This is a genomic window from Pseudanabaena yagii GIHE-NHR1, from assembly GCF_012863495.1.
GTDB lineage: Bacteria > Cyanobacteriota > Cyanobacteriia > Pseudanabaenales > Pseudanabaenaceae > Pseudanabaena > Pseudanabaena yagii.
Genome location: NZ_JAAVJL010000001.1, coordinates 454141 through 480875, shown reverse-complemented (window position 1 = coordinate 480875; position 26735 = coordinate 454141). Strand labels below are relative to the sequence as shown.

Annotated in this window: 21 protein-coding genes and 1 pseudogene; 9 read left to right on the top strand and 13 right to left on the bottom strand. The window is 41.7% G+C overall.

The features are described 5' to 3' along the window. The first annotated feature begins 101 nt into the window (after positions 1–101). Complete coding sequence (locus HC246_RS02325) at positions 102–719, top strand: hypothetical protein (RefSeq protein WP_169361982.1); 618 nt, start codon at positions 102–104, stop codon at positions 717–719. 40 nt (positions 720–759) lie between these two features. On the opposite strand, the gene HC246_RS02320 is transcribed toward HC246_RS02325, so the two are convergent. After that, positions 760–1377, bottom strand: coding sequence for a ribonuclease HII (locus tag HC246_RS02320; RefSeq protein ID WP_169361981.1), 618 nt, complete (start codon positions 1375–1377; stop codon positions 760–762). Positions 1378–1492: 115 nt separating this feature from the next. Here HC246_RS02320 and msrP point away from each other — a divergent pair, with 115 nt between their 5' ends. Next, positions 1493–2455, top strand: coding sequence for a protein-methionine-sulfoxide reductase catalytic subunit MsrP (msrP, locus tag HC246_RS02315; RefSeq protein ID WP_169364423.1), 963 nt, complete (start codon positions 1493–1495; stop codon positions 2453–2455). Between the two features lie 94 nt (positions 2456–2549). On the opposite strand, the pseudogene HC246_RS02310 reads toward msrP, so the two are convergent. From HC246_RS02310 to HC246_RS02295, 4 genes and pseudogenes are all read right to left on the bottom strand, one after another. Beyond that, positions 2550–3077: pseudogene (locus HC246_RS02310) on the bottom strand (PDDEXK nuclease domain-containing protein); the annotation flags it as partial. Between the two features lie 160 nt (positions 3078–3237). Beyond that, positions 3238–3471, bottom strand: coding sequence for a hypothetical protein (locus HC246_RS02305; RefSeq protein ID WP_169361979.1), 234 nt, complete (start codon positions 3469–3471; stop codon positions 3238–3240). A 118-nt stretch (positions 3472–3589) separates the two neighbouring features. Beyond that, positions 3590–4267, bottom strand: coding sequence for a hypothetical protein (locus HC246_RS02300; RefSeq protein WP_211167604.1), 678 nt, complete (start codon positions 4265–4267; stop codon positions 3590–3592). 61 nt (positions 4268–4328) lie between these two features. Then, the gene (locus HC246_RS02295) at positions 4329–7508 is read right to left on the bottom strand and encodes an HsdM family class I SAM-dependent methyltransferase (protein WP_169361978.1); all 3180 of its coding nucleotides are present in this window, start codon (positions 7506–7508) and stop codon (positions 4329–4331) included. Positions 7509–7701: 193 nt separating this feature from the next. On the opposite strand from HC246_RS02295, the gene HC246_RS02290 reads away from it, so the two are divergent. Then, a complete protein-coding gene (locus tag HC246_RS02290) occupies positions 7702–8226 on the top strand; it encodes a MerR family transcriptional regulator (protein WP_169361977.1) in 525 nt (174 codons plus the stop codon). A gap of 36 nt (positions 8227–8262) precedes the next feature. Here the strand turns inward: HC246_RS02290 and HC246_RS02285 are convergent, their stop codons facing one another. The 5 genes from HC246_RS02285 to HC246_RS02265 all read right to left on the bottom strand — a co-directional run bounded on the left by HC246_RS02285 (position 8263) and on the right by HC246_RS02265 (position 14429). Continuing rightward, entirely contained in the window at positions 8263–8619 is a 357-nt protein-coding gene (locus HC246_RS02285) for a type II toxin-antitoxin system PemK/MazF family toxin (protein WP_211167603.1), read from the bottom strand. Beyond that, on the bottom strand, positions 8577–8795 hold the full coding sequence (locus HC246_RS02280) for a ribbon-helix-helix domain-containing protein (RefSeq protein ID WP_263972423.1): 219 nt from the start codon (positions 8793–8795) through the stop codon (positions 8577–8579). The genes HC246_RS02285 and HC246_RS02280 overlap by 43 nt, the downstream gene beginning before the upstream one ends. A 221-nt stretch (positions 8796–9016) precedes the next feature. Continuing rightward, positions 9017–11248, bottom strand: coding sequence for a PhoX family protein (locus HC246_RS02275; RefSeq protein WP_169361976.1), 2232 nt, complete (start codon positions 11246–11248; stop codon positions 9017–9019). Between the two features lie 70 nt (positions 11249–11318). Further along, entirely contained in the window at positions 11319–12434 is a 1116-nt protein-coding gene (locus HC246_RS02270; RefSeq protein WP_169361975.1) for a metallophosphoesterase family protein, read from the bottom strand. A 297-nt stretch (positions 12435–12731) separates the two neighbouring features. Next, positions 12732–14429, bottom strand: coding sequence for an iron uptake porin (locus HC246_RS02265; protein WP_169361974.1), 1698 nt, complete (start codon positions 14427–14429; stop codon positions 12732–12734). Between the two features lie 453 nt (positions 14430–14882). On the opposite strand from HC246_RS02265, the gene HC246_RS02260 reads away from it, so the two are divergent. Further along, on the top strand, positions 14883–16955 hold the full coding sequence (locus HC246_RS02260) for an FAD-dependent oxidoreductase (protein ID WP_211167602.1): 2073 nt from the start codon (positions 14883–14885) through the stop codon (positions 16953–16955). A 134-nt stretch (positions 16956–17089) separates the two neighbouring features. After that, positions 17090–18136 carry an anthranilate phosphoribosyltransferase gene (gene trpD / locus HC246_RS02255; RefSeq protein WP_169361973.1) on the top strand — a complete coding sequence of 349 codons (1047 nt, stop codon included), beginning with the start codon at positions 17090–17092 and terminating at the stop codon, positions 18134–18136. Between the two features lie 33 nt (positions 18137–18169). Here the strand turns inward: trpD and purH are convergent, their stop codons facing one another. Next, the gene (gene purH, locus HC246_RS02250) at positions 18170–19744 is read right to left on the bottom strand and encodes a bifunctional phosphoribosylaminoimidazolecarboxamide formyltransferase/IMP cyclohydrolase (RefSeq protein WP_169361972.1); all 1575 of its coding nucleotides are present in this window, start codon (positions 19742–19744) and stop codon (positions 18170–18172) included. Between the two features lie 101 nt (positions 19745–19845). Then, positions 19846–20538, bottom strand: coding sequence for a glutathione S-transferase (locus tag HC246_RS02245; protein ID WP_169361971.1), 693 nt, complete (start codon positions 20536–20538; stop codon positions 19846–19848). A gap of 158 nt (positions 20539–20696) precedes the next feature. On the opposite strand from HC246_RS02245, the gene HC246_RS02240 reads away from it, so the two are divergent. The 4 genes from HC246_RS02240 (at position 20697) to HC246_RS02225 (ending at position 25128) form a co-directional block, all read left to right on the top strand. Beyond that, the gene (locus HC246_RS02240; RefSeq protein ID WP_169361970.1) at positions 20697–21200 is read left to right on the top strand and encodes a hypothetical protein; all 504 of its coding nucleotides are present in this window, start codon (positions 20697–20699) and stop codon (positions 21198–21200) included. Positions 21201–21299: 99 nt separating this feature from the next. Then, on the top strand, positions 21300–22025 hold the full coding sequence (locus tag HC246_RS02235; RefSeq protein WP_169361969.1) for a hypothetical protein: 726 nt from the start codon (positions 21300–21302) through the stop codon (positions 22023–22025). Positions 22026–22371: 346 nt separating this feature from the next. Next, positions 22372–23691, top strand: a complete 1320-nt coding sequence (locus HC246_RS02230) for a 3-isopropylmalate dehydratase large subunit (RefSeq protein ID WP_169361968.1) — start codon at positions 22372–22374, stop codon at positions 23689–23691. Between the two features lie 753 nt (positions 23692–24444). Next, positions 24445–25128 (top strand): hypothetical protein, encoded by a 684-nt coding sequence (locus tag HC246_RS02225; protein WP_169361967.1) that lies wholly within the window; start codon positions 24445–24447, stop codon positions 25126–25128. A 33-nt stretch (positions 25129–25161) separates the two neighbouring features. Here the strand turns inward: HC246_RS02225 and HC246_RS02220 are convergent, their stop codons facing one another. Then, positions 25162–26553: an NAD-dependent malic enzyme gene (locus tag HC246_RS02220; RefSeq protein WP_169361966.1), complete on the bottom strand. Its 1392-nt coding sequence runs from the start codon at positions 26551–26553 to the stop codon at positions 25162–25164. Positions 26554–26735: the final 182 nt, after the last annotated feature.

Sequence of the window (26735 nt, the reverse complement as noted above, 5' to 3'; positions counted from 1 at the left end):
AACTTGAGACTAAGCATAATTTGGGCAAAGCTACGACTTGCCATCATTCACATTAGTTTAGTTAGGATGTAGGCAAACCTTAAGATAGCAAGTTATATCTGATGAAACAGACTAAACCATCAAAATCTAAAAAAAAGAGCTTCTCTAGCTTTGATCTAGCATCTGCTTATAAGCAATTAGGTATCAAAACTTTAACCCATTGGGAATTACCAGATTTAGCGATCGCTCCTAGCGAATTTTTTATCAAAAGATTGGAGCGCTTGCATCGAAATTTCGATTTGCGGAGTTATGAGGAATCTAAAAAGCTGCTGATCGATGCTTTTTGCGAAGAAGCAATGGATAGTATTGACAAACTCAAAATATGGAAAGGCGGCAAAATAGAAAGTGATATTTTAATTGGCAATGCTGACTATTTAATTGCCGCTAGGCAAGACTATTTAGATACACCATTCCTATGTATTGTCGAAGCTAAACGCGATGACTTTGAGCAGGGTTTAGCTCAATGCTTAGTAGAAATGCAAGCTTGTCAATGGGAAAATCGGCAAGCAGGAAAAGAGATTGATGTTTTGGGAATTGTTACTAATGGGCAAGGATGGATATTTTATAAACTTACCCTTACCAACGAAGTCTATGAAACAGGAATGTATAGTTCTAATGATATTGCTAAGACTTTGGGAGCTTTACGTTTAGCTTTTCAGGAATGTGAGAATAATTTATAGATTTTTAGGAGTTGCTAAGCAACTCCTAAAAATCTATAAATTATTCTGCTGCACGGATTTTAAATGTTTGACGATGGAGGTCGGTGTAACCAAGGTTCTTAATCGCTTCTCGATGTTTAGGAGTTCCATAGCCTTTATTAGTGGCAATGTCATATCCTGTATAGGTTTTGGCAAGTTCGATCATTTGGCGATCGCGCCATACCTTTGCCACAATACTCGCCGCCGCAATGGAAATCGATAAGGAATCACCCTGAACTACGGTTGTTTGGGGAATAGGCTTAATGAGTTGAAAGCGTAAAGGCTGATTACCATCAACTAAGCAATGCTTCGGCTGTGGATTGAGTTGAGAAATTGCCCTTTCCATTGCTAATAAACTGGCGGCGAGAATATTGATTTGATCGATTTCTGCAACCGAGGCAGTCCCAATTGCATAGGCGATCGCTATTTCACGAATGATCTTGTCTAACTGATCACGCTTTGATGCCGACAGTTTTTTGCTATCAGTTACACCTAAATCTGCTAAATATGCCATTTTCTCGATAGGCAAAATTACTGCTGCGGCGACCACTTCACCAAAAAGGCAACCTCGACCAACTTCATCAACTCCTGCAACTGGATAGTTGGCAATTTCTAGCGATCGCAAATCTTCTCGGTTCATAATGGTAAATATAGCGCTTTTACAGCAAGCAATCGGTATTCCCGCCTTTGGCGGGAATACCGATTGGTATACGCTATGGCAGGTTTCATCGCAAATTGCTTTAGGAATTATAACCATGACCTTGATCAAAATTCTTCCTGATTGGTTTCTGCCCGAAAGTCAAGCCACGTCAGAATCGGTGTACCTGAATCGCCGCCGATTTTTAAAGAATGCTGGTCTAGGGAGCCTGAGCATGATCGGTTTGCTGGCAGGTTGTCAAACCCTCGAAGAGAAAAAAGCGATCGTCAAGCAACAGATATCTAATGAACGACTGAAAGCAATTACTGCCTCTCGCAATCTTGCCTTTACCCTCGATCGCCCAATTACGGAAGAATATAGTGCGGCTGTCTATACCAATTTCTATGAGTTCAGTGGTGATAAAGATGTATGGAAATATGTGGATAAATTTCAGCCCCATCCTTGGACGATAGAAGTCACAGGACTGGTAGCGAAACCTCAGAAATTTGCGATCGAGGACTTAATCGCCAAAATGCCCATCGAGGAGAGGCTCTATCGCCATCGCTGTGTGGAGGCTTGGGCAATGGCAGTACCTTGGCTGGGCTTCCCTTTAAAGCGATTAATCGAGTTAGTGGAACCGAAAGCAAATGCTACTCATGTCAAGTTCACCACATTTTTGCGTACTGAACAGGCAAGCAGACAGATTTTGCACAATCAGCCTTGGCCCTATACGGAAGGATTAACGATCAAAGAAGCGATGAATGAATTGGCTTTTATGGCTGTGGGTATTTACGGTCATGAATTACCGAAACAGCATGGTGCTCCGATTCGATTAGTTTTGCCTTGGAAATATGGTTACAAGAGTATCAAGTCCATTGAGAAAATCGAATTTAGCGATCGCCAGCCCGCAACATTTTGGAACACTCGTATTCCCGAAGAATATGATTTTGCTGCGAATGTCAATCCGAATATCCCGCATCCACGCTGGTCTCAGGCGAGTGAAAAAATGTTAGGAACAGGCGATCGCTATGCTACGCAAATGTATAACGGCTATGCGTCCTATGTTGCTAGTTTGTACTAAGTAGATTGTTGTTTCGACTGCGTAGCGATCGGAGCAACGGTTTGCTTGCTAGCGATCGCTAAATTTTTACATCTAGCGATCGCTGCAAAACATATCAATCCTGTTCCGATGAAGGTAATCGCCGACGTGCTGAGGCGATCGCTTGTTGAAGCTTTGCTTGGAGTAGTTCTTTTGGTGGTAATACGGTGAGGTATTCAGCAACATGGATACCGCTTTTGTCTAGTTCGAGTAGTTCAATCTGTTCTTGTTTTTTACCTGCACATAAAATGATTCCCAATGGTGGAAGTTCATCGCTCTCTTGGTCATATTTGGCAAGCCAACGTAAATAAAGTTCCATTTGGCTTTTATATTCGTGGCGAAAGTTGCCGAGTTTGAGGTCGATCGCAACAAGGCGTTTGAGTTTGCGGTTATAGAACAGCAGGTCAATATAAAAGTCATCGTTATCGATTTGGATACGTTTTTGCCTTGCGATAAAGGTAAATCCTGCTCCAAGTTCTAATAAGAATTTCTCAATATCGCGCAGGATGGCATCTTCGAGGTCTTTTTCATAGTAGCGATCGCTTATATCTAAAAAGTCTAGGATGTAGGGATCTTTTAGCAGTAAGTCTGTGGATATTTGCTGCTCTTGACGCAGTTGTTCTAAATGATGCCGAATGGGGTCTTCAGATTTGTGTACAAGTTCGGCATTTCTAATAAGATCAATGGCGGCGCGTTGTTTAGCTGCGTCAATAAGCTGACTAATTTCGCTAAAGAGTTTTTGTGCTGTTTCTTGGATATCTGAATTAATCTGTGGTGAGTTGTGATCGGCTTCGTTCATCTTCTTGAGGTTTGCCTGCATTGTATTCAGATATTGCTTCTTTAGCTAGTTTTGCGAGTAGGTCTTGGGAACTTTCAAATGAATTATTCCATTGAATTTCATCTTCGAGTTCTTCTAAAATTATCATGGCGATCGCGTCTTGTTGCTCGACAGATAGTGTTTTTAGTTTAGTAATTGTGCGATCGAGTAACTCTGTCATAATTGCTACGTTCCTTCGTGAGAGTTAGTTATAGCTGTATTGTAACTTTTATATTTTTAATATGATCGCTAAATTTTTACATCTAGCGATCGCTATCAAGCAAGCCTTACAAGTAAAACTAATCGCTCAATTTTTTGGAGCTTTTTCTTTTTCTAGGTGCTTGTTTGACATTGGGTTCCTTGTTCAATTGTAAAAGCAAATGATGACAGCGAAATTTGTCTGGATATGTTTTATCTTCTGGAACTACACGCTGATGATCTGAAATCTTGTGATCGCGTTCCACAAAATCTGGATGATCGGATAAAGTACAGGAAATTGCTATTTCAATATTTTTAAAAGCTATTTTAGAACTTCCTTGAAGAAGATAGCCAAGCAATCCTCCTTCACTTGAGAATGGAGCGTATCTAAACTTTAAAAAATTTTCAGCAATTTCTTCGACATAGGCTTTAACCCCAGTATTACTATCAGATTTTAATACTTTCGCTTCGATAGGATAAGTAATCCTACGATTATCAAGCCATACAAAGGACAAATCACATTGTTTTGGTCTTGCTGGAGCTACAGTTCTTAATTCTCCTTCAAATCTCTCATGTTGAATTGTAAAAGGTTCATATCCTGACATTACACGACGAATATCTAGTTCCAGATCTTGTGTAATCATCCTTTCAATCTGCTCGTCAGCTTCTAACAAATCGATTTTTGATAGGATTTCTGTAGAGTAACAGTCCCAGCCTTGCCAAACATATTCCCAAAGAGTTTTAGTTGCATCATTCTTCCAAGCTAAAGCCAATTCCACAAAATCTTCCGTTTGAGACCATCTAGCTTCGGGTATTGTTTGCCTTCGTTTAACCATACTACTAAGGTAACGCCCCCGACTCTTGGTTTAAATTTGCTTTTCCCAGCATGATATCTGCGGAAACTTCATCCGCATCGCGCAAAGCCATAGAACGAGTCCAATAACGAATTTTGTCTGGTTTAACCAAATACACTGTTGGTACTTGCTCACCATTCCAAATAGTCGAGGTATATATTCTGGCTACACGCTGATAAAAAATTCCTCCATTATCAGAACTAGGTTGTGCCATAAATAATTTATTCAATTGCTCCAATCGATTGAGTAAGTCTTGAGAGTTAATAGGTTCTATCTTGATTCCATCATGAATTGACTTGTTTAGATATATTGCTACTAACCTAACAGGGAGACGATGATTTGTTTCTTCCTGAAAGATATCTGCACATACCTTCTTATCCTGTCCAAATCCACCCTTAATTACACGCAAAAAATAGTCACAATATTCTTTAAGTTCTGGTTCTTCGTTATTATCAAGTAAAGTTTGACCAAAACGCTGAGTTTTCAGTCTTCCTGGAGAAAATTTATCCCCTTTGAAATCTGCTAGTGTATAGTTTATAAGATCATTAATTAGTACATATTCACTATCTTTAAGAGCAAATAATTCACCTGCAATTCTGTCAACATCATCATAAGTTTTGACAACATCTAAATTTAATCCTTCTCTTTGTACAATTGGCACACTTAACAAGTTTCCCACAGTAACTTTTGGGCGCTCAGAAGCAAAAGAAGCATTTAATAGAAATAAGTAATATACTGCTATTCTACTGTTGTAAATTAGACATGCAGTCTTAAGAAGATCAGCATAATCGTCAGGTATATGAACGCTCACACAAGTTTCAGAACAAATAACACCTTGATGACTATCTTCATCAGGTTCAATAATAGCAGCTCGAAATCGCTTACTTGAAGCCTGCCAACTTTGCTTAAGAATAAGCTGCGGAATTTCAAACGCTGAGAAATTCGTTGAATCTCTTGAGTGAGTCATTGGATCTTTATTAATAGGTAGATCTTTAGCATTTAGCTTTAGAAAAGTATTTTGAGGGAACTTGGCTTGCCATATTCTTCTTCTTCCAAGTAGTTCTTCTTGATGCTTTTTCCTATCTCCTGGAATTACGCCTTGTCGCGTTTTCACAAGACCTTTTTCCTCATATTTAGATAAGCTTTCATGTCTAGCTAAATGTTGTATCAGATTTAAATCTCGTCTACCTCCCCACATTAAAACAGTCCATACCAAAGGTTGACATATAGCTTCTTGTAAATATATGGTGTTAATATCTTGCGGCTCAATTTTTATGTAGTAGTTATCTTCATTGCTGCAACTAGGTTTAGGGCATATATAAACAATTAAATGTTCAATATTAGGCTTTTGTACAGAAAGAGTAATAATACAAGCTGGAGAAATTGCATTTTTAAAAATCTCAAATCGTAAAATTGCTAGATTAATAATCTCTTCAACACAATATTCTGAAAATAAATTATTTCTAAACTCCTTTGCAGTACCTAGTTGACTCAAAATTAGTATGAATACAGGTTGCATCATCGATATCTGCCCACCTGGTTTGGTCAAAACAGCCGCTTTGGGTAAAAATAGCGGACCAATATTTTTATCAGGAACAAACCACCGACCTTTATCTCTCTTTTGCCATTCAGACGCTAAGGGTGTAAGTGTCCCATCGCCCCAAGGCGCATTACCCAACACCAAGTCATAAGTCTCAGCATCTTGATCGGTACGAAATCCTTCTTTATCTTCTGCAAAAAAATCTGAATGAATTAGTCTTTGGTTCCTTAATCGAGGAAACCGAACTTGGTTTTCCCAATATTTTAGAGGATCAATACTATCTACCATCGTCATATAGAGACTAAAAGATGCAACCCTAACCGCTTCTTTATCAATATCAACACCAAAGATATTATTCTCAAGCAAATATCTTAAAACATTTGCTGAAATTCTTTCATTATCATGAGCTAATTCCCATCGGTAAATCAATCTCTGGAAAGCTTTTACCAAAAAGATTCCAGAACCACAAGCAGGATCTAAGATTTTGAGATCCCATTCTGTTTGCTCCCAAGGAAGAACGCCATCCAAGATAAAATCAACAATATATTCTGGGGTATAGTGAACACCTTCTCCTGCTTTTTTATTAACAAACTCTTCATAAATACTGCTAATGAAGTCAAGCGGAATAACATCAAAAGAATAATATTTCCACAAGCAAAATTGTCCATCTTGCATCTTTAGATCTCCTCTGACAAAATCTGCAAGCTTTTTTAGATATCGGTTTTCTTCTACTCTAACTTTTTGTATTTCTTCTTGCCATTCAGATTCACGTTCTTCTTCTGTTTCACCTTTCCCTGGAAATAAATCTCCATTAAACTTGTCATTCAACCAACGAAAAAGACTGTAAGTATCATCAAAGTTATCAAGAATCTCAGATAATTTCCTATAAGATTTAGATAAAACTTCTTGTGAATGCAAATCTTGCAAAATCCTTTCATTCAGAGCAGGTTCACCTTTAGAATCTTGCTTCTGAAATAAGAACTGAATAAAAATAATTCTTGCTAGTAGGTCATGGATAGTTTCAACATCCAAACCATCAACCTCAAGCTGTTGTCTAACTTCCTTGAGATTGTCCAATAGCATTTGGTCGGCAGCACCACTTCTTTTAAACCGATTCTCATGGTTTTGGAAAAAATTCCCAGAGACTAACTCAACCCATTGCAGAGCATTTGCTGCTTGCTCAGAAAGATCAGCTTGTTCAGAAAGATGAGCCTTAGTTACACTTGCAACCTCTTTAAGTTCCTCTTCTTCTGTAGGTGGTTCACAGCAAGACCAAACTCGAATTAAGCTCGGTTCTATTGTGATTAGTGATCGCGCCCGACTAAAGCTCCATGCTAATCTATGTACTTCTTTAATTGTTACTGAAGAGACAGATCTAGTAAATTGACATATAATTGCAATCGGTGATTCTGTTTCATCACCTTCTGGGTTAGCCGCCAAGACACTAACTTTTGCACCTTTTGCATCTGGGAATTTTTGCTTGTCTCTCGTGATTTTTTCTTCAATTTTTTCTTTAGCCAATTGAGCATAAACCTTTGGACCAGAGCCACTAGGTTCCCAGATCTGCTCAGGTTTCGGCCAATAAAGTTTTTTGTGAGCTAGTTCTAGCATCCCAGACTGCGACATAATTCCAAACCAATTGCACTCAAGATCAATTTAAATTAAATAATCAATGAGCTATTTCTTGAAAAATCTAGATTTAGTTTAGCTATCTAGATTAAAGCTACTTTACAAAGATAATATCACTTCAAATGTAAATTCTAATCAAATGTATTATAAACTTGTCAAAAGGTAATACATTAATACTGCCCTTCAACTTATGGTTCTTATAGAAGGTTTTACACGATCAGAAACTCTAGCTCTTACCGAAACTACATCAAATCGGCTTCAGTATTTAGAAATGAAAGAGCTTGTGATACCTCAAAGGATTGGCAAGTCTCGCAAACCTACCGTTATTTATACTTGGGAACAAATTCTTGAAATTCGTGCAATCAAGCACCTTCGGCAAGAAATATCACTTCAGACCGTCCGCAAAATAGTGGAATTTCTGAACAAGAGTGGATTTGACGATAATTTAAGGGATAAACAGCTTGTCGTAATAGATGATGAAGTATTTTGGATTCAACAAGACTGGCAAGATTTTTCAGAAAAAATGCCTTCTGCGATGAAGGTTGGAGGCAGAAGTGACAAAGGCGTGGGGCAATATATTTTACTTGTAATACCAGCATTGACTGAGATCGTCAACGAAATTTGGGAAGCCGCAAGAACTTCAGAAGTTATTGACTTTGCTAGTTTTAAACAGAGAGCAAAGGTTCAATATACAAAAGTTATTTCGTCTTTTTAGTAAAAGTGTGATCGCTTTTTAAAATATCGTTTCTAGTTAAATTTCTAAATACCTAACCAAAATCTGTTGTATTTCTTCCAATTGATTCGGTTCTACCTGTCCAAGACATTGAATCAATCTACGTTTATCAAAAGTCATCGGATTGACACTGACCACAAAACTATTACTGCTAAGCCTATTCGTAACAGAAGGAATCAAAGGCACAATCACTGGCAGTAGGCGATCGCTAGGATTAGCAGAAGTAATCGGTAACACAGTTAACTTACTACGCTGATTAAAAGCAGTTCCAGAAATAATCACCGCAGGACGAGTTTTGCGAATTTCTGTACCAATCGAAGGATCGAAACTTACTAGCCAGATACTTCCCAATCGATAATCGCCGCTTGCTGCCATGTCGCTTCCTCATCATTTGACAACTCATCTAACAACAAACAAGCCTCAACCATCGCCTGCTTTTCCTGCTGCTTCCGCCATGCTTGTAGTAACCCCTCAATGAGCCGACTGCGATTTTCTACGCGATCATCAACGTAGTGAACTAACTCATCTGGCAGAGAAATAGATACTTTCACAACTATTTTATACTACTCACAATACTACTGATGGTAGCACTCATCGAATAGCGATCGCCTTTTGCAGAGATTATTTGATGCGATCGCTTTTAATACTGATTTTTACCAAACTAAAGCTAAAAGTATTCTAAAACTCACTAGATAGCAACAATGCTGCCAAACGGAAAGAATCGCAAAGTGAATCCTCCCATTTGGCAGCATTTGTCGAGCTGAGCTACTTATTAGATCGCAGTATTATCAATCTTGCGAATGGCAACTACCGCAGGTTTTGGTGAATCATTAGGCTTGCGTGATGGCCAGTTGGAACCGATGGGGACTTTGCGAGTTTGCATAAACTCCTTACCATTTGTGGTTCGCATCGCAAATTTTCGCGACTCAAATGCCATGTCCTTACGAACGCCTGTCACTTCCCCAGGGTGTTGTACCGAGAGGAAAAGCGTCTGCTGATCGCGAGAGAAAAATGGTCCCGTCGTTTCACATTCCATTGGGCCAAAGCCGAATAGATAAGCCTTGCCCATATCTTTGCCAGATGTTGGCATAACCCAAATCGAACTGTTGCCATAGAGACCACGTAGATTAGACTGACTAACAGGCTTGTCAGACTTATCCTTGCGATTGGGGATGGCAAGATTGTACTTATCGCTAGAGATATCTGTGACCATCCAGATATTGCCACCACGATCGATCGCTAAGTTATCAGGATTGGTAAAGCCCAGACCACCCTCGGCAGGTTCGCCACCTGTGGCAACCATCGACCATTTAAAATTCATGGCTTCAGGTTTATTCGCATCTTCATTGAGGCGCATGATCCAGCCATATTCATATGCCTTGCCATCGGCTCCCTTAAAGATGCGTAGATCGGGACTACCATCACTGGAACTTGTAGAACCAGAGGTAAAGGCAATAAATAGAGAACCATCAGGAGCGATTTCGGTATCTTCGGGACGAGCGGTACAGGTTGCACCAACAGCATTAGCAGCATAGTGAGCATCGATCAGGATTGCCCCTTGCTTTTCGCGATCGCTACCCGTATAAAGATCACCTAAAGTCTTAAACTTAGACTTAAATTCCGCAATCTCTTCTTCTTTAGTGGCTTTAAAAACTCCACCTTCAGGACGTTGGGGAAGCGGTAACATCTTGCCACCCAGAACATCCAATTTATGAGGATTAATCGCTGTCGAAGTTTTCAGCGCAATCCAGCTACCACTGCCATCAGCATTAAACTTGGCGGCATAGAGCATTCCTGATTCCAAAAGTTTAGAGTTCGCTTTATCTTTAGGATCTTTGACAATACCTGTGCTGACAAATTTATAGAGATGTCCACCTCGGCGATCGCAACCAGAATAAAACACTAAGGGTTTACCTGCTTCGGCGCGAATACCCACTGCTTCATGGCGGAAACGTCCTAACCATGTGTGCTTAGTACCGTAGTCATTGGGATTGGCGGGATCGATTTCGACCATCCATCCATACTTATTACCTGCCAAGCCAAATACACTAGCAACACCAAATAGATCAACATTATCTTGAGAAAATTTCTTTTTGCTAGGGGATAAAGAGGTTCCATCAGCCATCACCGCCTCTGGTACGAACTCTTGATAATTTTCTTCAGCACTAAATACTGTTCCCCAAGGGCTAGTTCCCCCTGCACAGTTATGAAATGTCCCAATAATGCGATCGCCTAGTTGATCGGTATAGCCCAATCCTTTCTCTTTGCGGAAAATAGCGACGGCGGGGCCAGTTGATTTGAGATAGCGACCATCTTCTAATCCAGAGAGTCCTGTAATACGTCGATCCGCAGAGGAATTTGTACGTACCCATTTACCATCAGGATTACGGCGTACCGAAATCACACCAATACCCACATCAGTTAAAGCTTCCTTCGCAATTAAGGCAATTTGAGATTTGAGAGGATCGCTATCTGCAAGTGACCATACATCAATCTCCTGTTTATCTGCCGCCTTAAGTGCTGCATCGACTTCCTTAAAAGGCAAAGACTTGCCAATTACCTTCTCATAGGCTTGTTCCCAAGGAGTGCGACTAATATATTCAAAATTGACGGTTAAATAACCTTCGTTATTGCTGGTTTCAACGAGGGAGAGATAGTCATTGTTATAGCCAAAACGTGAATCGCCAACGCGATCGCCCCATGCCGCAATTACATCGTAAACAAAGCCCTCAGGCAAAACGAGATCGTCAACCACTTCCACATTTTTGTAAGCTTGACTCTGCCGTGATGGCGCGATCGCATCTGTGACTAATGGCATCACACCCTTAATTGGTTTGAAGCTCAGTTGTGAGGAGTTTGCCGCAAATGCTTGATTGCTTGACTCAGAACCCATAAAGGGCATGGAGAATCTAGGGATATTAGGATTGCGAGGCACTGCATCAAATAGCATCGCTCCGCCCATACCACCTAAGAAAGTTAGGAAGTCTCTACGTTTGATCGTCATATTTTTGAGTAATGATTAAAGATTTTTTTAGATGGGCATATGCCCTGCAAAGTAGGGCATATCCTGCGGATTAGTTATTCCAAGTAATGTCGCCGCGATCGCGAATGGTTGTAGGGTATTTTTCGCTAGGTGCAAGGTAGCCTTCTTTGGGAACATCACGCCCATAACTTGTCACCATTATGTGATTGTCTTTCATCACACTGATGACCGTAAAACCAAAGGCATTATTTTTTGATTGGTCAATTAACTTGTCGAGCTTGCTGCCACCGTTACCAGCGATGATTTGCCAAGTATTGCCCTTAGGCTTGGCGCGAGAATAAACATGATTATGCGCCGCCAGCATAGCTTCTGCTTTATTAGCGACCAGACTTGTCCAAAACTGATCCCGATCCTCAGGATATAACCTGCCTAATCCATCTTCCTTATCTTCTGGCTGACTGTACAGATTGTTGGGATAGGCATAGGCGGGCTTATGTCCGATCGCAAAAATATGCTTAGCAAAACGAGACTTAGCTGTCGCCAGATCCTTGGCAATCCATTCCTTTGGCACGCTCCAATCACGACCAACGGGGTCAGTATTAAGAACAACGAAATGGGTTCCTTTGTAATCAAAGGAATAGGTCAACTTACTTTGATCAGTTTTGAGATTATCTTTACCACCAGCGTGAGGACCATTTCCCGCATACTTCAAGTAGGGAGCCATGACCTTTAACCAAGCTTTTTCTGCACCTTCATAGGATGCCTTCTTCTCGTTTTGGGTTTCATGGTTGCCTGTAATTGGAATCAAGGTAGTTTTACTCGATGCCAAGGGCGAATTCTCATAGAGATCGCGCCAACCTTTTAATTGGGATTCAAGGGTCTTCACATCAGAGGTATAACCCATGACGAGATCCCCCGCGAAAAACAGAAATTTCGGGGGAGGCGATAATTCAGACACCTCCTTAAAAGTCCGCTTGAGTTGTTCGATATTGGCAGTGCTAGGACTAGTTTTAGCAATATCTGCTTTATCGACACGGTTACAGCCAACGACAACAAACGAAAAGTCCACATCTTTATCAGAAAATACTGACTCATCGTTTTTTGAGAAAACAGGCTGGTTTGTCAATAAAACAATCAGACTACAACTAGCGATCGCAAAGACAATAAATCGAAATAAAGAGGAATTAAGAAGGCGCTGAATTTTCATGGATTTAGAAGCTCAAGCTAGAAGATATAGCTGTTTTCAAATGAGCCTAGGCTCATTTGAAAACAAAACAATCAATTTCAATAAGGTTTTTGTTTTTTGCCGTAGGCAAAATGAAAACCGTTAAGTTAGAAATTGTTGTTACGTAGAAGTTTCTACAGCCCTCACCCACTTCGACTGGCTCAGTGCATCGCCTAGCCCCTCTCCTGCAGGAGAGGGGAACAAGAAAATAATATGGGTTCTGCTCCCCTTCTCCTGCGGGAGAAGGGGGTGGGGGATGAGGGTTCCACGTAACATCGGTTAGAAACTGAATAGAGTTCTAACAGTTGCTACCCAAGTGGTAGGGTTTAAAGCATTTTGATTGGGGTTAAATACCGCAAAGATGCCAGGGGTAATCGAGATATTTTTGCTAACACGGAAGTTGTATTGCAATTCCAAAATGTATGAAGTATCTGGATCAATCCGTGCGGCATTCGTGTTAGAAGTTACCTTGGGAGGCTGTCCAAAAATGATACCGCCTGTATTGCCAGTAGCAAATAGGTCTGGGAATGCAAGGGTAACTCCCCAGTTAAATAAATTAGCAGTGTTACCTACACCTGCGCCTGATTCTTGGCGAGCATTAGCAAAACTAACCCAGCCGCCTAAGTTAAAGCTTTTGGATGCTAGCCAATTAAATTGAGCACCATAGCGATCAGCAGATGTATCAAATCCAGTACCATTACCAGTACCAGTAGCAAATGGCTTGTTGCCAAAGTTACTGCCAGTGTTTTGAGCAAAATTGACGTTACTTCCAGGCTCAAAACTACGGGCATATGCCAATCCAAATTTCAAATTTGATGTTGGAGCATAAACCATTTGCAAGTTAGCAATGTAGCCACCACCAAATAAGCCAGCCTGTCCAGTCGCATTAGCAGCAGTGTCAGAATTAGCTAAATAGCTAGCTGCAACTGTAAATTCTGGTGCAACTTTATAGGAGAATCCAATACCTGCTCCTGAAGGACCACGGAAAATCAATGGATCATAACGACCAAATCTTGATAAAGCACCTTTGTCACTACTCTCATAATATGGATTGAGAGTATCGGCGATATCATCTGGATCTAATTTGCTGACACCAGCGTAAGCAGTTGCGCTATTGCCAATTGGGAATCTGTAGTAGAACTTATCAATCTGAAATACATTAACTGTATCTTGGGCAAAGGCTAAACGCGCCATTTGGGTATTAGTTGCATTACCCAAGTTTGGATTGTTACCAGCTTGTAAACGGGTACGCAGTAAATCTTTCCCTGTAAAGCTGGTGTCAAAGTTCAATCTCGCACGATAGGAGAAATTGAGGTTAGTCGCATCAGTAGTTTTTTGAGGATTTTGAGCGTTAGTTCCTGTTCCTACACCGCCAAAGGTATCAGCAAGGGCAAAAATTACTGTGGCATTGAGTTTGGTAGTTGTCGAGAATTGCTGAGCTTCCAGTTTAGTTACTTTGGCATCCAGAGCATCTACCCTTCCTCGCAAGGTAGCAAGCTCAGCAGCAAACTCTTCTTGAAGTTTTTTAATAGCTGCTAGGTCATCCTTGCTAACTTTGTCAGCTAAACCAGCAGAAATAATTTCGTTGATTTTGTCTAGACAAGCGTTGAGACCTGCTGCAAACTCATAACGAGATAGGGCTTTTTTGCCACGATAGGTGCGATCAGGATAGCCAGCGATACATCCATATCTTTCTACTAAAGATTGTAAAGCGGTAAATGACCAATCGGTGGGCTTGACATCTGTAAGTTGAGATACAGATGTAACATTTTGAGCGTTTTTATCAGACTCTAAGGTTGGAGTTTCAACAAGAGTATCTTTTTCGATTTTTTGCAGGATATTGGCTGCATTGCTTGCATTTTGGGAAGTTGAACTTGATTTTAGTTCAACTGCATTGGCGTTCCCAATATTGAAGATTGCTAGTAGAACTGATGTTGCTACGAGTGGTTGTGTTACTGACTTTTTAATGTAAACCATGATGCCTATTTCTCACACTGAAGGTCATCATACGTTCCAATTTGCTTCTATAATTTAACTTACGGTTAAGCTTCGTTTATGCTTTTGCAAAAGAATCACAAGGAGCAAATGTTAGATATAGCAACCCTAATGAGATATGAGTGGTCTCGACTTCGCTCAGCTAAAGCTTCATTATTGCTGGCTGAGCGAAGCCGAAGCCAATGCTTTTGGCAACTGATTTAGGACTGCTACATGCCATACTTTTTGTTGTCTTTTCATTATATTTAGATAGATAAAGCAAATTAGCATCTATAGCAGTCCTAAATCATTTATGAGAAAAATAGGGCTTCGACTTCGCTCAGCCATCAGGATACGATGGCTGAGCGAAGTCGAAGCCTCTCTCAACTTACTTAGGATTGCTATAATTCAATCCTGATAGCTTTAGCAATCACCCATTTAATACAGCTAAAACCCTTGAAGAAGATTATTTCTAAAATTCGTTTCTCTTATTACACGATTTTTACGGGAATCGCATTAGCGATCGCACTAGTTCCTCATGCGATCGCTAATACCCCAAACCAAACTTCTATTCCTCGCAAAGTCGATCAGACTGAAGATTGTGAAATCCTGATTGTGGGTGGAGGTGTAGCAGGTACAGCCGCCACCTATGAGGGATTACTCGCAGGGCGAACTGTTTGCATGACAGAGATTACCGATTGGATCGGTGGACAGATTACATCTCAAGGTACTTCGGCTCTGGATGAAGCGAAGAAACAGCGTAGTCTCTGGTACTTCCCTAAGGGCTATACCGAATTTCGTCAGAGGATCGAACAGAAATATGGCAAATTAAATGCAGGAGACTGTTGGGTAAGTGTTTCCTGTTTTATTCCTAATACTGCACAGCAAATATTAGTGGAAATGTTGCAGGAGGCGGAACGTAAAGGTAATGGCAAATTAAAATGGTTTCCCAATACAGTTATTAAAAAGTTAGAAATTAGCGCTGATGGCAAATTAATTGATAGTGCGATCGCCATTCAACATCGACCTGCACCAAACACTGCCCCATTAAATAGTGAGCCACTTTCGCAAATCATCGACGATGCCTATCGCTACGAAAATTCATCGCGATTACAAAAACAAATTATTCGTTTTGTGCCTTTAACCAATTCTTCAATCCCAAATTCTCAAAAGCGTCCTAGTGATTGGTTTGTGATCGATTCCACAGAAACGGGTGAAATTATTGCTTTAGCAGATGTGCCCTATCGTCTCGGTATCGATCCGCGATCGCACCTGAATCCATCATCCCCTGTCACCGAAAATGATGCTTACTGTACACAGGGCTTTACCTACACCTTTGCAATGGAGCAGTCAAGCGAGGCACAACCTCAACAAAAGCCTAGTTTTTACGATCGCTATTTGCCCTATTACGGCTCTGACCCGAAACCAAGTCTCGCCAATTTTGACAATATTTTTACCTATCGCCGCATTTGGAGTACTGCAACTGATCAGCCCAAAAAGAATGCCTTTGGCGTTTCATCGATGAAGGCAGGTGATATCTCCATGCAGAACTGGGTCTGGGGCAATGACTATCGCCCCGGCACGGACAAAGATAATTTGATTTATTCCAGAGAGCAATTATGGCGATCGGGGCAATTGGAACCCAATGGCTGGATGGGCGGCTTGAGGCAATCAACCCTCAAAAGTGGTGAAGAAATTGCCATCGGTTTTTACTATTGGCTAGTGGCTGGCACAACCGACTCCCAACAAAAAACTAATTGGAAAAAGCCTTTCCCAAATCATCGCTTACTGACGGGCTTTGACTCGCCAATGGGAACTCTGCATGGACTATCCAAATATCCCTATATTCGTGAATCAAGAAGAATTATCGGTCGTCCTTCCTATGGCTATTCTGAAGGCTTCAGTATGTCTGAAATCGATGTGTCACAGGTGGACTTTAGTACGGAAACCTATCGCCAAAACCTCTCACAGGAAGCCTATCGCAATTTATGGAAAGCTTTAGCAGGTTTAGAGGCAGCTAGTGCGATTCGGAATAATACGGAGCCACAAAAAATCTCCCGCCGCACCCGTTCGACCATTTATCCCGATGCGATCGGCATTGCCCAATATTATCTCGACTTCCATCCCTGCCTCAGTGAATATCCCGTCGAAAAATCAGGCAATACGGAACGCGCAGGAGTTCGTAATGGTCATGGAGCCGCATTCCCCGGACAAATCCCTTTGCGATCGCTCATTCCCCAAAAGATCGATAATTTAATCGTCTCTGGCAAAAATATTGCCTATAGCTACATCGTCGCCGCAGGTTATCGCGTCCATTCCTACGAATGGTCAGTGGGAGCCGCCGCAGGCACAACTGCATCTTTTGCCCTGACAGAAGGTATTTTACCCTATCAATTAGTTGAGAGCTTGCCGAGAGTTAACCCACTACTCACCAAATTACAGCAAACTCTAGTGCAGAATGATAATGCGATCGCTTTCCCAGACACTTCTATTTTCAATCTCAATTGGAGTGACTGGAAAATCTGGTAATTAGAGTACAGAGAAATTTTTGAAGGCATAGATTCGCCGCACTTTCAAAAATTTCTCTGTACTACAAAAACCAGTGTATTCTTATCCTTTAGGAAGTGCAGTCCTTCCTAAGATATTTAGCTAACAAGAAAATTATGGAACAAAATTGGTCCCAACTATTAAAACAGCTTATTGATCGACAGTCCTTAACTAGTGAACAAGCAACATCTCTGATGCAGGGCTGGCTAGAAGGTGCGATCGCTCCAGAGTTATCGGGAGCAATTTTGATCGCTTTGCAATTAAAAGGAGTTGAGGCTTCAGAATTAGCAGCGATGGCGAATGTGCTGCAATCTCAAAGTGAAGGGCAGAAATCCCATGATCAGTTTGGTCATATTGTTGATCGCTCAAAACCTTTAATTGATACCTGTGGGACAGGTGGTGATGGCGCTTCTACTTTTAATATTTCCACTTCAGTTGCTTTTGTGGTAGCAGCAGCAGGGATACCTGTCGCTAAACATGGAAATCGTGCGGTTTCCAGTCGTTCGGGTTCCGCAGATGTTTTAGAAGCGATCGGCATTCATCTCGCCTCTCCCATCGAAAAAATTTATGAAGCACTCTCGGCAGTAGGCATTACATTTCTATTTGCTCCGAATTGGCATCCAGCAATGAGATCCGTAGGTGCAATTCGCAAGAGTTTAGGAGTGCGTACTGTTTTCAATTTAATAGGACCTTTAGTGAATCCACTCCATCCCACGGGTCAGGTTTTAGGAGTTTACAATAAAAGCTTAACCCATACCGTAGCTGAGGCGTTGCGGTTGCTCGATCGCCAACAAGCGGTAGTTTTGCATAGCCGCGAAGGTCTAGATGAAGCAGGTTTAGGTGATCTTACGGATATTTCATTTTTGAGTAATGGTCAGGTGACAGAGGAGGCAATTAATCCTCAATCTTTAGGATTAACTCCTGCACCATTAGCGAGTCTCAAGGGTGGGAATGTCCAAGAAAATGCAGATATTTTAAAAGCTGTTTTGCAAGGAAAAGGCGATCGCGCTCAAGCGGATTGTGTAGCTCTCAATAGTGGTTTAGCTTTGCGGATTGGTGGTGCTGCAAATAGTTGGAACGAAGGTGTGGAAATTGCCTCACAGATCATCCAAAGTGGCGCAGCATGGGATAAGGCGGAAGCATTAGTTCGATTCTTGAAATAAAAAAAGCGCCCAAAGGGCGCTTTTTTAAGGTGTTTAGTGTAAGAAGTGGCGAATGCCTGTAAGTACCATCACTAAGCCAAGTTCATCGGCCGCCTTGATCGAGTCAGCATCGCGTAAGCTGCCCCCCGGTTGCACGATCGCAGTGATACCTGCTGCCGCCGCAGTCCGCACCGAGTCATCAAAGGGGAAGAAGCCATCGCTAGCGAGAAATGCACCTTGAGCCTTTTCGCCTGCTTGCTCTAGGGCAATTTTCGCAGAACCGACGCGATTCATTTGCCCTGCGCCGATACCGATCGTGGTGGAGTCTTTGGTAATGACGATCGCATTGGACTTGACATGACGGCTCACTTTCCAAGCGAAAATTAGTTCCTGTAACTGTTCGGGGGTAGGTTGCTTTTGGGTAACGACTTTCCATGTGTCAGGCTTGACCGATTCATCATCGGATCTTTGGACGAGCATTCCCCCTGCGATCGTTTTTACGGTCTCATGGGAACCTTGATGGAAATCGGATAGAACTAGTACCCGCAGATTTTGTTTTTTGCTGAGAATGCTTGCCACACTAGGCACACAGGCAGGCGCAACTACACATTCCAAAAAGGTTTTGTTGAGAAGTTGGGCTGTCTCTTCATCAATGGGGCGATTGAGGGCAACGATACCACCAAAAGCGGAAGTGGAATCGGCTTCAAAGGCTTTTTGGTAGGCTTCGGCAATGGTTGAGCCGATCGCTACGCCACAGGGGTTATTGTGTTTGATGATCACGGCAGCAGGCTGATCATCACCAAATTCGGCAATAATGCTGCGAGCTGCTTCGAGATCGAGGAGGTTATTAAAGCTGAGTTCCTTTCCTTGCAATTGCTGAGCGGCTGACCAACCTTTAGGAGTTGCTCCCACTTGATACCATGTGGCAGGTTGATGAGGATTCTCACCATAGCGCAAGGGCTTTGGATTGTTACACAGTAAGGTATAGGAAGAAGAAAGGGTATTGGTAGACTTCTCTTCTAAACTCTCAAGATTAGATACTAAATCACCACTCAAGTATTTAGCGATCGCCGTGTCGTAGGACTGGGTATGTTTAAAGGCGGCAACTGCTAATTTTTTACGGAATTCTAGGGTCGTTTCACCATTGTTTGCTTTGAGTTCTTCAAGCAACTCGGCATATTGGCTAGGATTAGACAGTACCGCCACATGTTTATAATTTTTTGCCGAAGCGCGGATCAGAGTGGGTCCCCCAATATCAATATTTTCGATCGCATCTTCGAGGGTGACATTAGGCTTCGCGATCGTTTCTTCAAATGGATAGAGGTTCACGACCACAATCCGAATTGGCTGGATGGCGTTATCATTCAAGTCTTGCTGATGTTCGGGCAGGTCGAGTCTCGCTAAAATGCCACCATGAATGCGCGGGTGCAAAGTCTTGACCCGTCCGCCCAAAATTTCGGGTGCTCCCGTATAGTCAGAAACCTTAGTAACTTCAAGCTCTGCCGCCTTGATTGCCTTTGCTGTGCCACCGCTACTGATTAGCTGAAAATTGTAGGTGGTGGATAGCTCACGGGCAAGGTCGAGTAGTCCTGTTTTATCAGAAACACTCAAAAGGGCAAGGGGTTTCATTCGATTAGCTCCATATTCATTCAACTTTATTTTATACCTACAGCGCTTTGCGCTGAGGCGAGAGCCAAGATTTTTGTTAAAAGTACTGCAAAGCAGTACTTTTAACAAAAATCTTGGCTGATAATGACTTTTTCTTGTTCTGGTGTCCATACAGGAAATTTCTGCATGACAAACTCAAAGATTTCGCTGGTTTCATGCCAATGGAGCCACTTTTGGAGATAGGTATAAGGGCTGGAATGAAACCAATCGATATTTACATAGGCAAACTGTCTCACAAAAGGGAAAATTGCCATATCTGCAAGGGTTTGGCGATCGCTAATCAAGAAATTATTTTGCTGAAGTTGATTCTCTAATACTTGCAGAACTTCTTCAGCTTGTTGACGATAAAACTCCTGTGATTGCTCAGGAAAGCGATTGGGATATTTGTAGCGATCTAAAGCCTTCTTAAACTCGCCATCATTAGTTTTAATTAATTGTTGAGCGATCGCCAAATCTGCATCCGATAGATTTTGCCAATTACAGGGATCATTTTGCTGGACAGCCCAATTCATAATGTCTAAGCTCTCTTCAAGAATTAAAAAACTTTGATCGAAATCTTGAGCAGAGTTCTCAACATCCTGAAAAATCTGCATTACTGGGGTTGTCCCCTTAGGCGAAATCTCTAGCATTTCCTTGGGTTTGTTTTTGAGCGAAACTTCCCTCAGTTCGTAAGCAATCCCTGCATAGGCAAGCGCCATTCTTGCCCGAATTGCATAGGGGCAGCGTCGAAAAGAATAAAGAATTGGCAAGGTCATAGTTCAAAAAGATGATATTCAAAATAGAGTTGAGGCACTTTGCGCCCCAACTCTATTTTCCTAATCTAGCTGAGTAAGGCTAATAAGGGCAAAATTAAGATTACGATATTGCTCAGCAGTTAATCGATTTTAATAACATCTAAAAATATTAAGAGTATATGAATTATTTGGTTAGTGTTTGGAGCGATCGCTTGAAGGCTGAGGAAGTATATACCCAGCTAGAAGCGGCTAATTTTCCGATGGAAGCAATTTCGATTTTGGGTAAAGGCTACAAAAGTGCCGAAGAATTTGGTTTTATCGATCCCCTTGTCCAAGGTCGCAAACAAGCCTTTTTTATGTCCTATTGGCTAGTTCCCTTTGGCTTTTTAGCAGGCATCGGGTTTAGCCTTGTTACCGATTTACATACCTTTGCTTGGGCTGGCAGCATCGGTAATCATCTAGTCGGTGGTTTGCTCGGTGCATTTGGTGGTGCGATGGGCAGCATATTTATCGGCGGCGGTGTTGGTGTTGCTACTAGTAGTGATTCTGTGCCTCTCCGCAATCGTCTTGATGAAGGCAAATATCTGATCGTTGTCCAAGGTACAGATCAACAGGTAGTCCGTGCGAATCAAATTATGCGTCCCTTACGTCCTGAGAATATTCAAGGCTACGTTGCGCCCTAGTTATTACTTAGTTGTTTCAAAGGCTTGCATTGCAAGTCTTTGTGGAAATTATTAGGTTTAGCGCTCCTGCCGCATACCTCAGTTAAACCATAAGCAAATATGAAATCACGGCGAATCTTTCACTATATTTGGCGCGTTAATGCTGTCATTATTTTGATGGCAGGACTTCTGGCAATGCTCTCATTATCAGCCTCAGCAATTTATGTCATCGTACAAGCTACGAGAACCAGAGAAGTTGATAGTGTCATTAACATCGCGAAAAATGAGCAAGTTAAAGCAAAGACGGAAATTGGCACATTTACACCGATCGCAGGCTCAGAAATCCTACAAGCGCCAATATATCTAATTCAAGACTATGACTACAGGGCGGGTTCTAAAGAATCTAGTTCCATTCAAAACTATATGTTCTTTGACCCTAATCAAAAGCGCTCCTATTGGTTGCGACCCAAAAATGAAGGACTATTCCTATCCGCGATCGCCTTAGCTGCAAATGGCACTCCCATTGTCAATAATCCTATTGTGAATATTAATACTGAAGAGAAGCAAGTTCCTGTAGTTGCCTTTCTGTATGTGTTAGTGGATAAAGACACCAACAACGATAAACGTATCAATGATAGCGATCAGAAACAAATTGCAATCGCTAACGCCGCAGGTACGACTTTTAAAGTGTTAGTCGATCAGGTGGATCGATTTAACGGTTATTCCGCAATTAAAAATAATCGGTTGTCGGTTTTATATACCTCTTCCAATAAACTTAAAGTCGCCGAAATTGATTTGCGATCGCAAGAAATCGTCAGTAATTCTGAATTTAGCAATCAACCATAGATTAAGACATAAAACCCAGAAGGGAGTTGCGGCGCGAAGCGCCGCAACTCCCTTCTGGGTTTTAAAGTAGCTACACAGCTATAGCAATCCTAAATGAGTTGAGAGAGGCTTCGACTTCGCTCAGCCATCGTATCCTGATGGCTAAGCGAAGTCGAAGCCCTATTTTTCTCATAAATGATTTAGGACTGCTATATATGAATGATCTTTATAGACTTTTATCGAGATTGTTAATTAGAGTAGGAGGTATCAAAAATTTCTGATCTCGGACTATAATTCTAAATAATATAACTAATATTTAGATTAACAAATAAGTAGGAATCAGCATCTACGTAAGGACATCACAATTATGGGAATGACACTCACCGAAAAGATTTTGGCAAAAGCTTCGGGAAAAAGCTACGTTAGTCCAGGCGAAAATATTTGGGTGAATGCTGACCTGCTGATGACCCATGATGTCTGTGGTCCGGGTACAATTGGCATCTTTAAAAAAGAATTTGGTAGTGATGCGAAGGTTTGGGACAGAGAAAAAATCGTTTTAATTCCTGATCACTATATTTTCACTAAGGATGCAAGGGCGAACCGCAACGTCGATATTTTGCGAGATTTTGCCAAAGAACAGGACATTAAATATTTCTACGACATCACCGATCTTTCCAACTTTAAAGCTAACCCTGATTACAAAGGGGTGTGCCATGTTGCCCTAGCTCAAGAAGGTCACACCAGACCTGGAGAAGTTCTATTCGGTACTGATTCCCATACCTGCAATGCGGGAGCCTTTGGGCAGTTTGCTACGGGTATTGGTAATACTGACGCTGCCTTTGTGATGGGTACTGGCAAATTGTTGATCAAAGTACCTGCATCAATGAAGTTTGTCTTTGATGGCGAAATGCCTCCTTATCTCTTGGCAAAAGACTTGATCTTGCATGTCATCGGTGATATCAGCGTTAGTGGGGCAAACTATCGAGCCTTGGAAATTAGCGGTGAGGCAATTTCTAAGCTGACGATGGAAGAGCGGATGACTCTTTGCAATATGGCGATCGAGGCGGGCGGTAAAAATGGCGTGATTGCGCCTGATCAAACTACCTTTGACTATGTGCGATCGCGTACCGATAAGCCATTTGAATCGCTCTATGCTGACGCTGATGCCCCCTACTATTACGTCAAGCATTACGATGTATCTAAGCTAGAGCCTGTAGTTGCTAAGCCTCACTCTCCTGACAACCGTGCCCTTGTCCGTGAGGTGACAGATGTCAAAATCGATCGCGTTTACATCGGTTCTTGCACTGGTGGTAAAACTGAAGACTTCTACCATGCTGCCAAATTGCTGAAGGGACAACAGGTTAAGGTTCCTACCTATCTTGTACCTGCGACGCAGAAGGTTTACAACGATCTATTTAGCATCAAGATTGATGGATTAACCCTTTCTGAGATTTTCTTGCAAGCGGGTTGCATTGAGCCAGCATCACCTTCCTGTGCTGCTTGTTTGGGCGGACCACAAGATACCTTTGGACGAGTGAATGAAGCTGAGGTTTGCGTTTCCACCACTAACCGTAATTTCCCTGGACGGATGGGTAATAAGCAAGCGCAAATTTATCTTGCTTCGCCTTATACTGCTGCTGCATCTGCCTTAACAGGTCATATTACCGATCCTCGTGATTTTCTATAGCATTTTCCAGTCTAGGTTTGCTTTCTTGCCGAAGGTGAGGAAGCAAACTCTTACCTAGCTTGCTTGAAAAGCGCAATATAAGTTCTATTTAACTTACAACTTTTAGTAAGTAACGTCAGTTCGGGTTAAGCGTGCAAGTTTTATAATCCCGAAATCAAAAGCCTTGCTATGCAAGGCTTTTGATTTCGGGATTTGAGAGAAGGTTTGCTATGCAAACCCTCTCTCAAATCCTGTTTTGTGTTAATTACATAAAGAAGTAAGAGATATTACTGTCACCATACTTTTTAGAACACAAATCAAGAATTTGAGTAGTATCACAAAGTACCGCCACTCGCTTCTTGTTTTTGATGCGTTCTAATATAAAGTAGCAACAGAAATATCTTAAAAAATTTGTGATGTCATGTTTTTTAGATATTTCCCATATTTTTGTTGGTAATTTGTGCTGTATTTGAGTAGTTAAGTCTAATGACTTTACAAATTTAGAAAACGTTATCATTAGAGAAGAGATTGTGCTTTGTATATCACCATCTCTATGGCTAATTGTTAAGGCTATTGTGGGAATTCTCAGTGATGAATACCAGATATGTTTTTATATAACTTTCAATATTTGTTTAATAAACTTAAAAATATATGATAAGTCTCAATCATTTGTAGATTTTTGGGGTTGTCAAAGCCCAACTTGAGTGGGTTTACTTCTATAAACTATTTAGGATTGCTATATCTAAATTAAGCTTAGTAAAATATAAATGATAAATGTGTGTAGATAGGATCAGTATTAATAGCTTGCTCAAACAAAAAGTTTCTGAATGCTATATTTCTCAAGGATATGAGGTGATTCAACATCCTCATATTCATCAATTGCCTTTTGCTTTGAGCCTTGATTTAAGTTCATACGCTCCAGATCTACTGGTGAAAATATCTGACCAACATGGGTTGGTAATTACGATCGCTGATTTCGCGACGAATTTACCGATCTCTAGTTATTGCAAAATCGCAAGAGCGATCGCTGAACATAGTGGTTGGCGATTTTTATTAATTACGGGTGAAGATGCTACCCCGATTGCTGAAGAAGATATTGCCGATCCGAAATTGACGCGATCGCAAATTTTGCATCGCAAAGAACGCATCGCTAAATTGATCTCGATTGGTGAGCATGAACCAGCTTTTTTGGCTCTTTGGATTTTTGCGGAAGTATTGATGCGAAGACATGCTCGACAGGTCTCAATTCCGATTGATCGTATGCCAACGATTTTGATGATTCAACATCTCTATGCTCAGTCAGAAATTTCTGGGGATCAATTTGAGAGAGCGATCGCTTTAAATGAAATTAGAAATCGTGTCGCCCATGGATTTCCTGTGAAGTCTGTCAATCTCAATGAGGCAATTGAAAAGCTTTTAAATTTAGTAGATGAATTTATTGCTGCTGAAAAGCATTAGAGAGGGAATGCTTAGCATTCCCTCTCTAATTTACTAATCGTTAGCTAAACCTTGCTGGCGAGCAACTGCCTGAACGGCGGCAGCGACAGCATGGGAAACGCGCGGATCAAATACGGACGGAATGATGAAATCAGGAGCAAGATCGCTGGCGCTGACTAAAGAGGCGATCGCTTGAGCAGCACCTAAATTCATTTGAGTAGTAATTTGATGGACTCGGGCATCAAGTGCTCCTCGGAAAATTCCAGGGAAGGCAAGGACATTATTGATTTGGTTTGCGTAGTCACTACGACCTGTGGCAATTACGGCAACATCATTGACCACCAGTTCAGGTTGAATTTCAGGGTTAGGGTTTGCCATTGCGAACACAATTGGCGCAGGAGCCATACTTCTGACCATTTCAGGGGTCAATGCTCCCTTGACACTTAAGCCAATAAACATATCGGCTCCCTTAATTACATCAGCTAAGGAACCAGAGAAATCACTGACAAATTCTAATTTCTCCGCAGTCAGATCGGTGCGCTCTTTGTTGAGACATCCTTTAGAGTCACACATCGAAATTTGCTTTACACCTGCTTCACGCAAGAGTCGGGCTACGGCAATACCTGAAGCTCCTGCACCGTTCATCACGATCCGAACTGTATCGATGGGTTTACCAACGACCTTGAGGGCATTGATGGTGGCAGCAACTACGACAATTGCTGTGCCATGTTGGTCGTCGTGATAAACAGGAATATCTAATTCCTCTTTGAGGCGCTTTTCGATTTCAAAACAGCGTGGGGCGCTAATGTCTTCTAGATTCACACCGCCAAATGTTGGTGCAATCCGTTTAACTGTTTCCACAATTTCATCAACATCTTTGGTGTTGAGGCAAATTGGGAACGCATCCAATCCTGCAAATTGTTTGAAGAGCATTGCCTTACCTTCCATTACAGGCATGGCAGCTTCAGGTCCAATGTCACCGAGTCCTAAAACTGCTGTGCCATCGGTGACAACAGCAATCGTATTGCATTTAATCGTGTAGTCATAAACTTTACGCTTATCTTCAGCGATCGCCATACAGACTCGTCCCACCCCGGGAGTATAGACCATGGCGAGGTCATCTTGACCTTTAACAGCAACTTTGGCTTCGAGATGGATTTTGCCACCTTGGTGAACTTGGAAAGTGCGATCGTAAACATCGAGTACGCGAATTTCGGGAACTGCTTTGACAACGGCAATTAACTTATCCATATGTTCAGTGCTATAGGCATTGACCGTAATGTCACGCACCGAAATTTTGCGAGTCTGTTGGATTAAATCAATCTGTCCTAGATTCCCGCCCGCTTCAGCTAGAGCGCTGATCACAGAAGACAGCATTCCTGCGCGGTTGAGGAGTTGCACACGGAAGGTCAAGCTAAAGCTAGGGTTAGGTGTTAGTTTTGGCATCTTGAGAAGTGAGTAATTGCATAGAATCAGGCTTTGCCCGATTGATGCAATATTACCTGATTGTCTGTAGGCTTAGCGTTACAAATCACACATCATAAAAGTTAGCCCTAATTCAACAAGTGTCGCGCGAAGCGCGACACTTGTTGAATTAGGGCTTTTGAGAGAGGGTTTGCGGAGAAAAC

Excerpts from the sequence above, each read along its gene's own strand:
- HC246_RS02325 (WP_169361982.1), top strand. The coding sequence starts at position 102 with ATGAAACAGACTAAACCATCAAAATCTAAAAAAAAGAGCTTCTCTAGC.
- HC246_RS02320 (WP_169361981.1), bottom strand. The coding sequence starts at position 1,377 with ATGAACCGAGAAGATTTGCGATCGCTAGAAATTGCCAACTATCCAGTT.
- msrP (WP_169364423.1), top strand. The coding sequence starts at position 1,493 with ATGACCTTGATCAAAATTCTTCCTGATTGGTTTCTGCCCGAAAGTCAA.
- HC246_RS02305 (WP_169361979.1), bottom strand. The coding sequence starts at position 3,471 with ATGACAGAGTTACTCGATCGCACAATTACTAAACTAAAAACACTATCT.
- HC246_RS02295 (WP_169361978.1), bottom strand. The coding sequence starts at position 7,508 with ATGTCGCAGTCTGGGATGCTAGAACTAGCTCACAAAAAACTTTATTGG.
- HC246_RS02290 (WP_169361977.1), top strand. The coding sequence starts at position 7,702 with ATGGTTCTTATAGAAGGTTTTACACGATCAGAAACTCTAGCTCTTACC.
- HC246_RS02285 (WP_211167603.1), bottom strand. The coding sequence starts at position 8,619 with ATGGCAGCAAGCGGCGATTATCGATTGGGAAGTATCTGGCTAGTAAGT.
- HC246_RS02275 (WP_169361976.1), bottom strand. The coding sequence starts at position 11,248 with ATGACGATCAAACGTAGAGACTTCCTAACTTTCTTAGGTGGTATGGGC.
- HC246_RS02270 (WP_169361975.1), bottom strand. The coding sequence starts at position 12,434 with ATGAAAATTCAGCGCCTTCTTAATTCCTCTTTATTTCGATTTATTGTC.
- HC246_RS02265 (WP_169361974.1), bottom strand. The coding sequence starts at position 14,429 with ATGGTTTACATTAAAAAGTCAGTAACACAACCACTCGTAGCAACATCA.
- trpD (WP_169361973.1), top strand. The coding sequence starts at position 17,090 with ATGGAACAAAATTGGTCCCAACTATTAAAACAGCTTATTGATCGACAG.
- purH (WP_169361972.1), bottom strand. The coding sequence starts at position 19,744 with ATGAAACCCCTTGCCCTTTTGAGTGTTTCTGATAAAACAGGACTACTC.
- HC246_RS02245 (WP_169361971.1), bottom strand. The coding sequence starts at position 20,538 with ATGACCTTGCCAATTCTTTATTCTTTTCGACGCTGCCCCTATGCAATT.
- HC246_RS02240 (WP_169361970.1), top strand. The coding sequence starts at position 20,697 with ATGAATTATTTGGTTAGTGTTTGGAGCGATCGCTTGAAGGCTGAGGAA.
- HC246_RS02235 (WP_169361969.1), top strand. The coding sequence starts at position 21,300 with ATGAAATCACGGCGAATCTTTCACTATATTTGGCGCGTTAATGCTGTC.
- HC246_RS02230 (WP_169361968.1), top strand. The coding sequence starts at position 22,372 with ATGGGAATGACACTCACCGAAAAGATTTTGGCAAAAGCTTCGGGAAAA.
- HC246_RS02225 (WP_169361967.1), top strand. The coding sequence starts at position 24,445 with ATGTGTGTAGATAGGATCAGTATTAATAGCTTGCTCAAACAAAAAGTT.
- HC246_RS02220 (WP_169361966.1), bottom strand. The coding sequence starts at position 26,553 with ATGCCAAAACTAACACCTAACCCTAGCTTTAGCTTGACCTTCCGTGTG.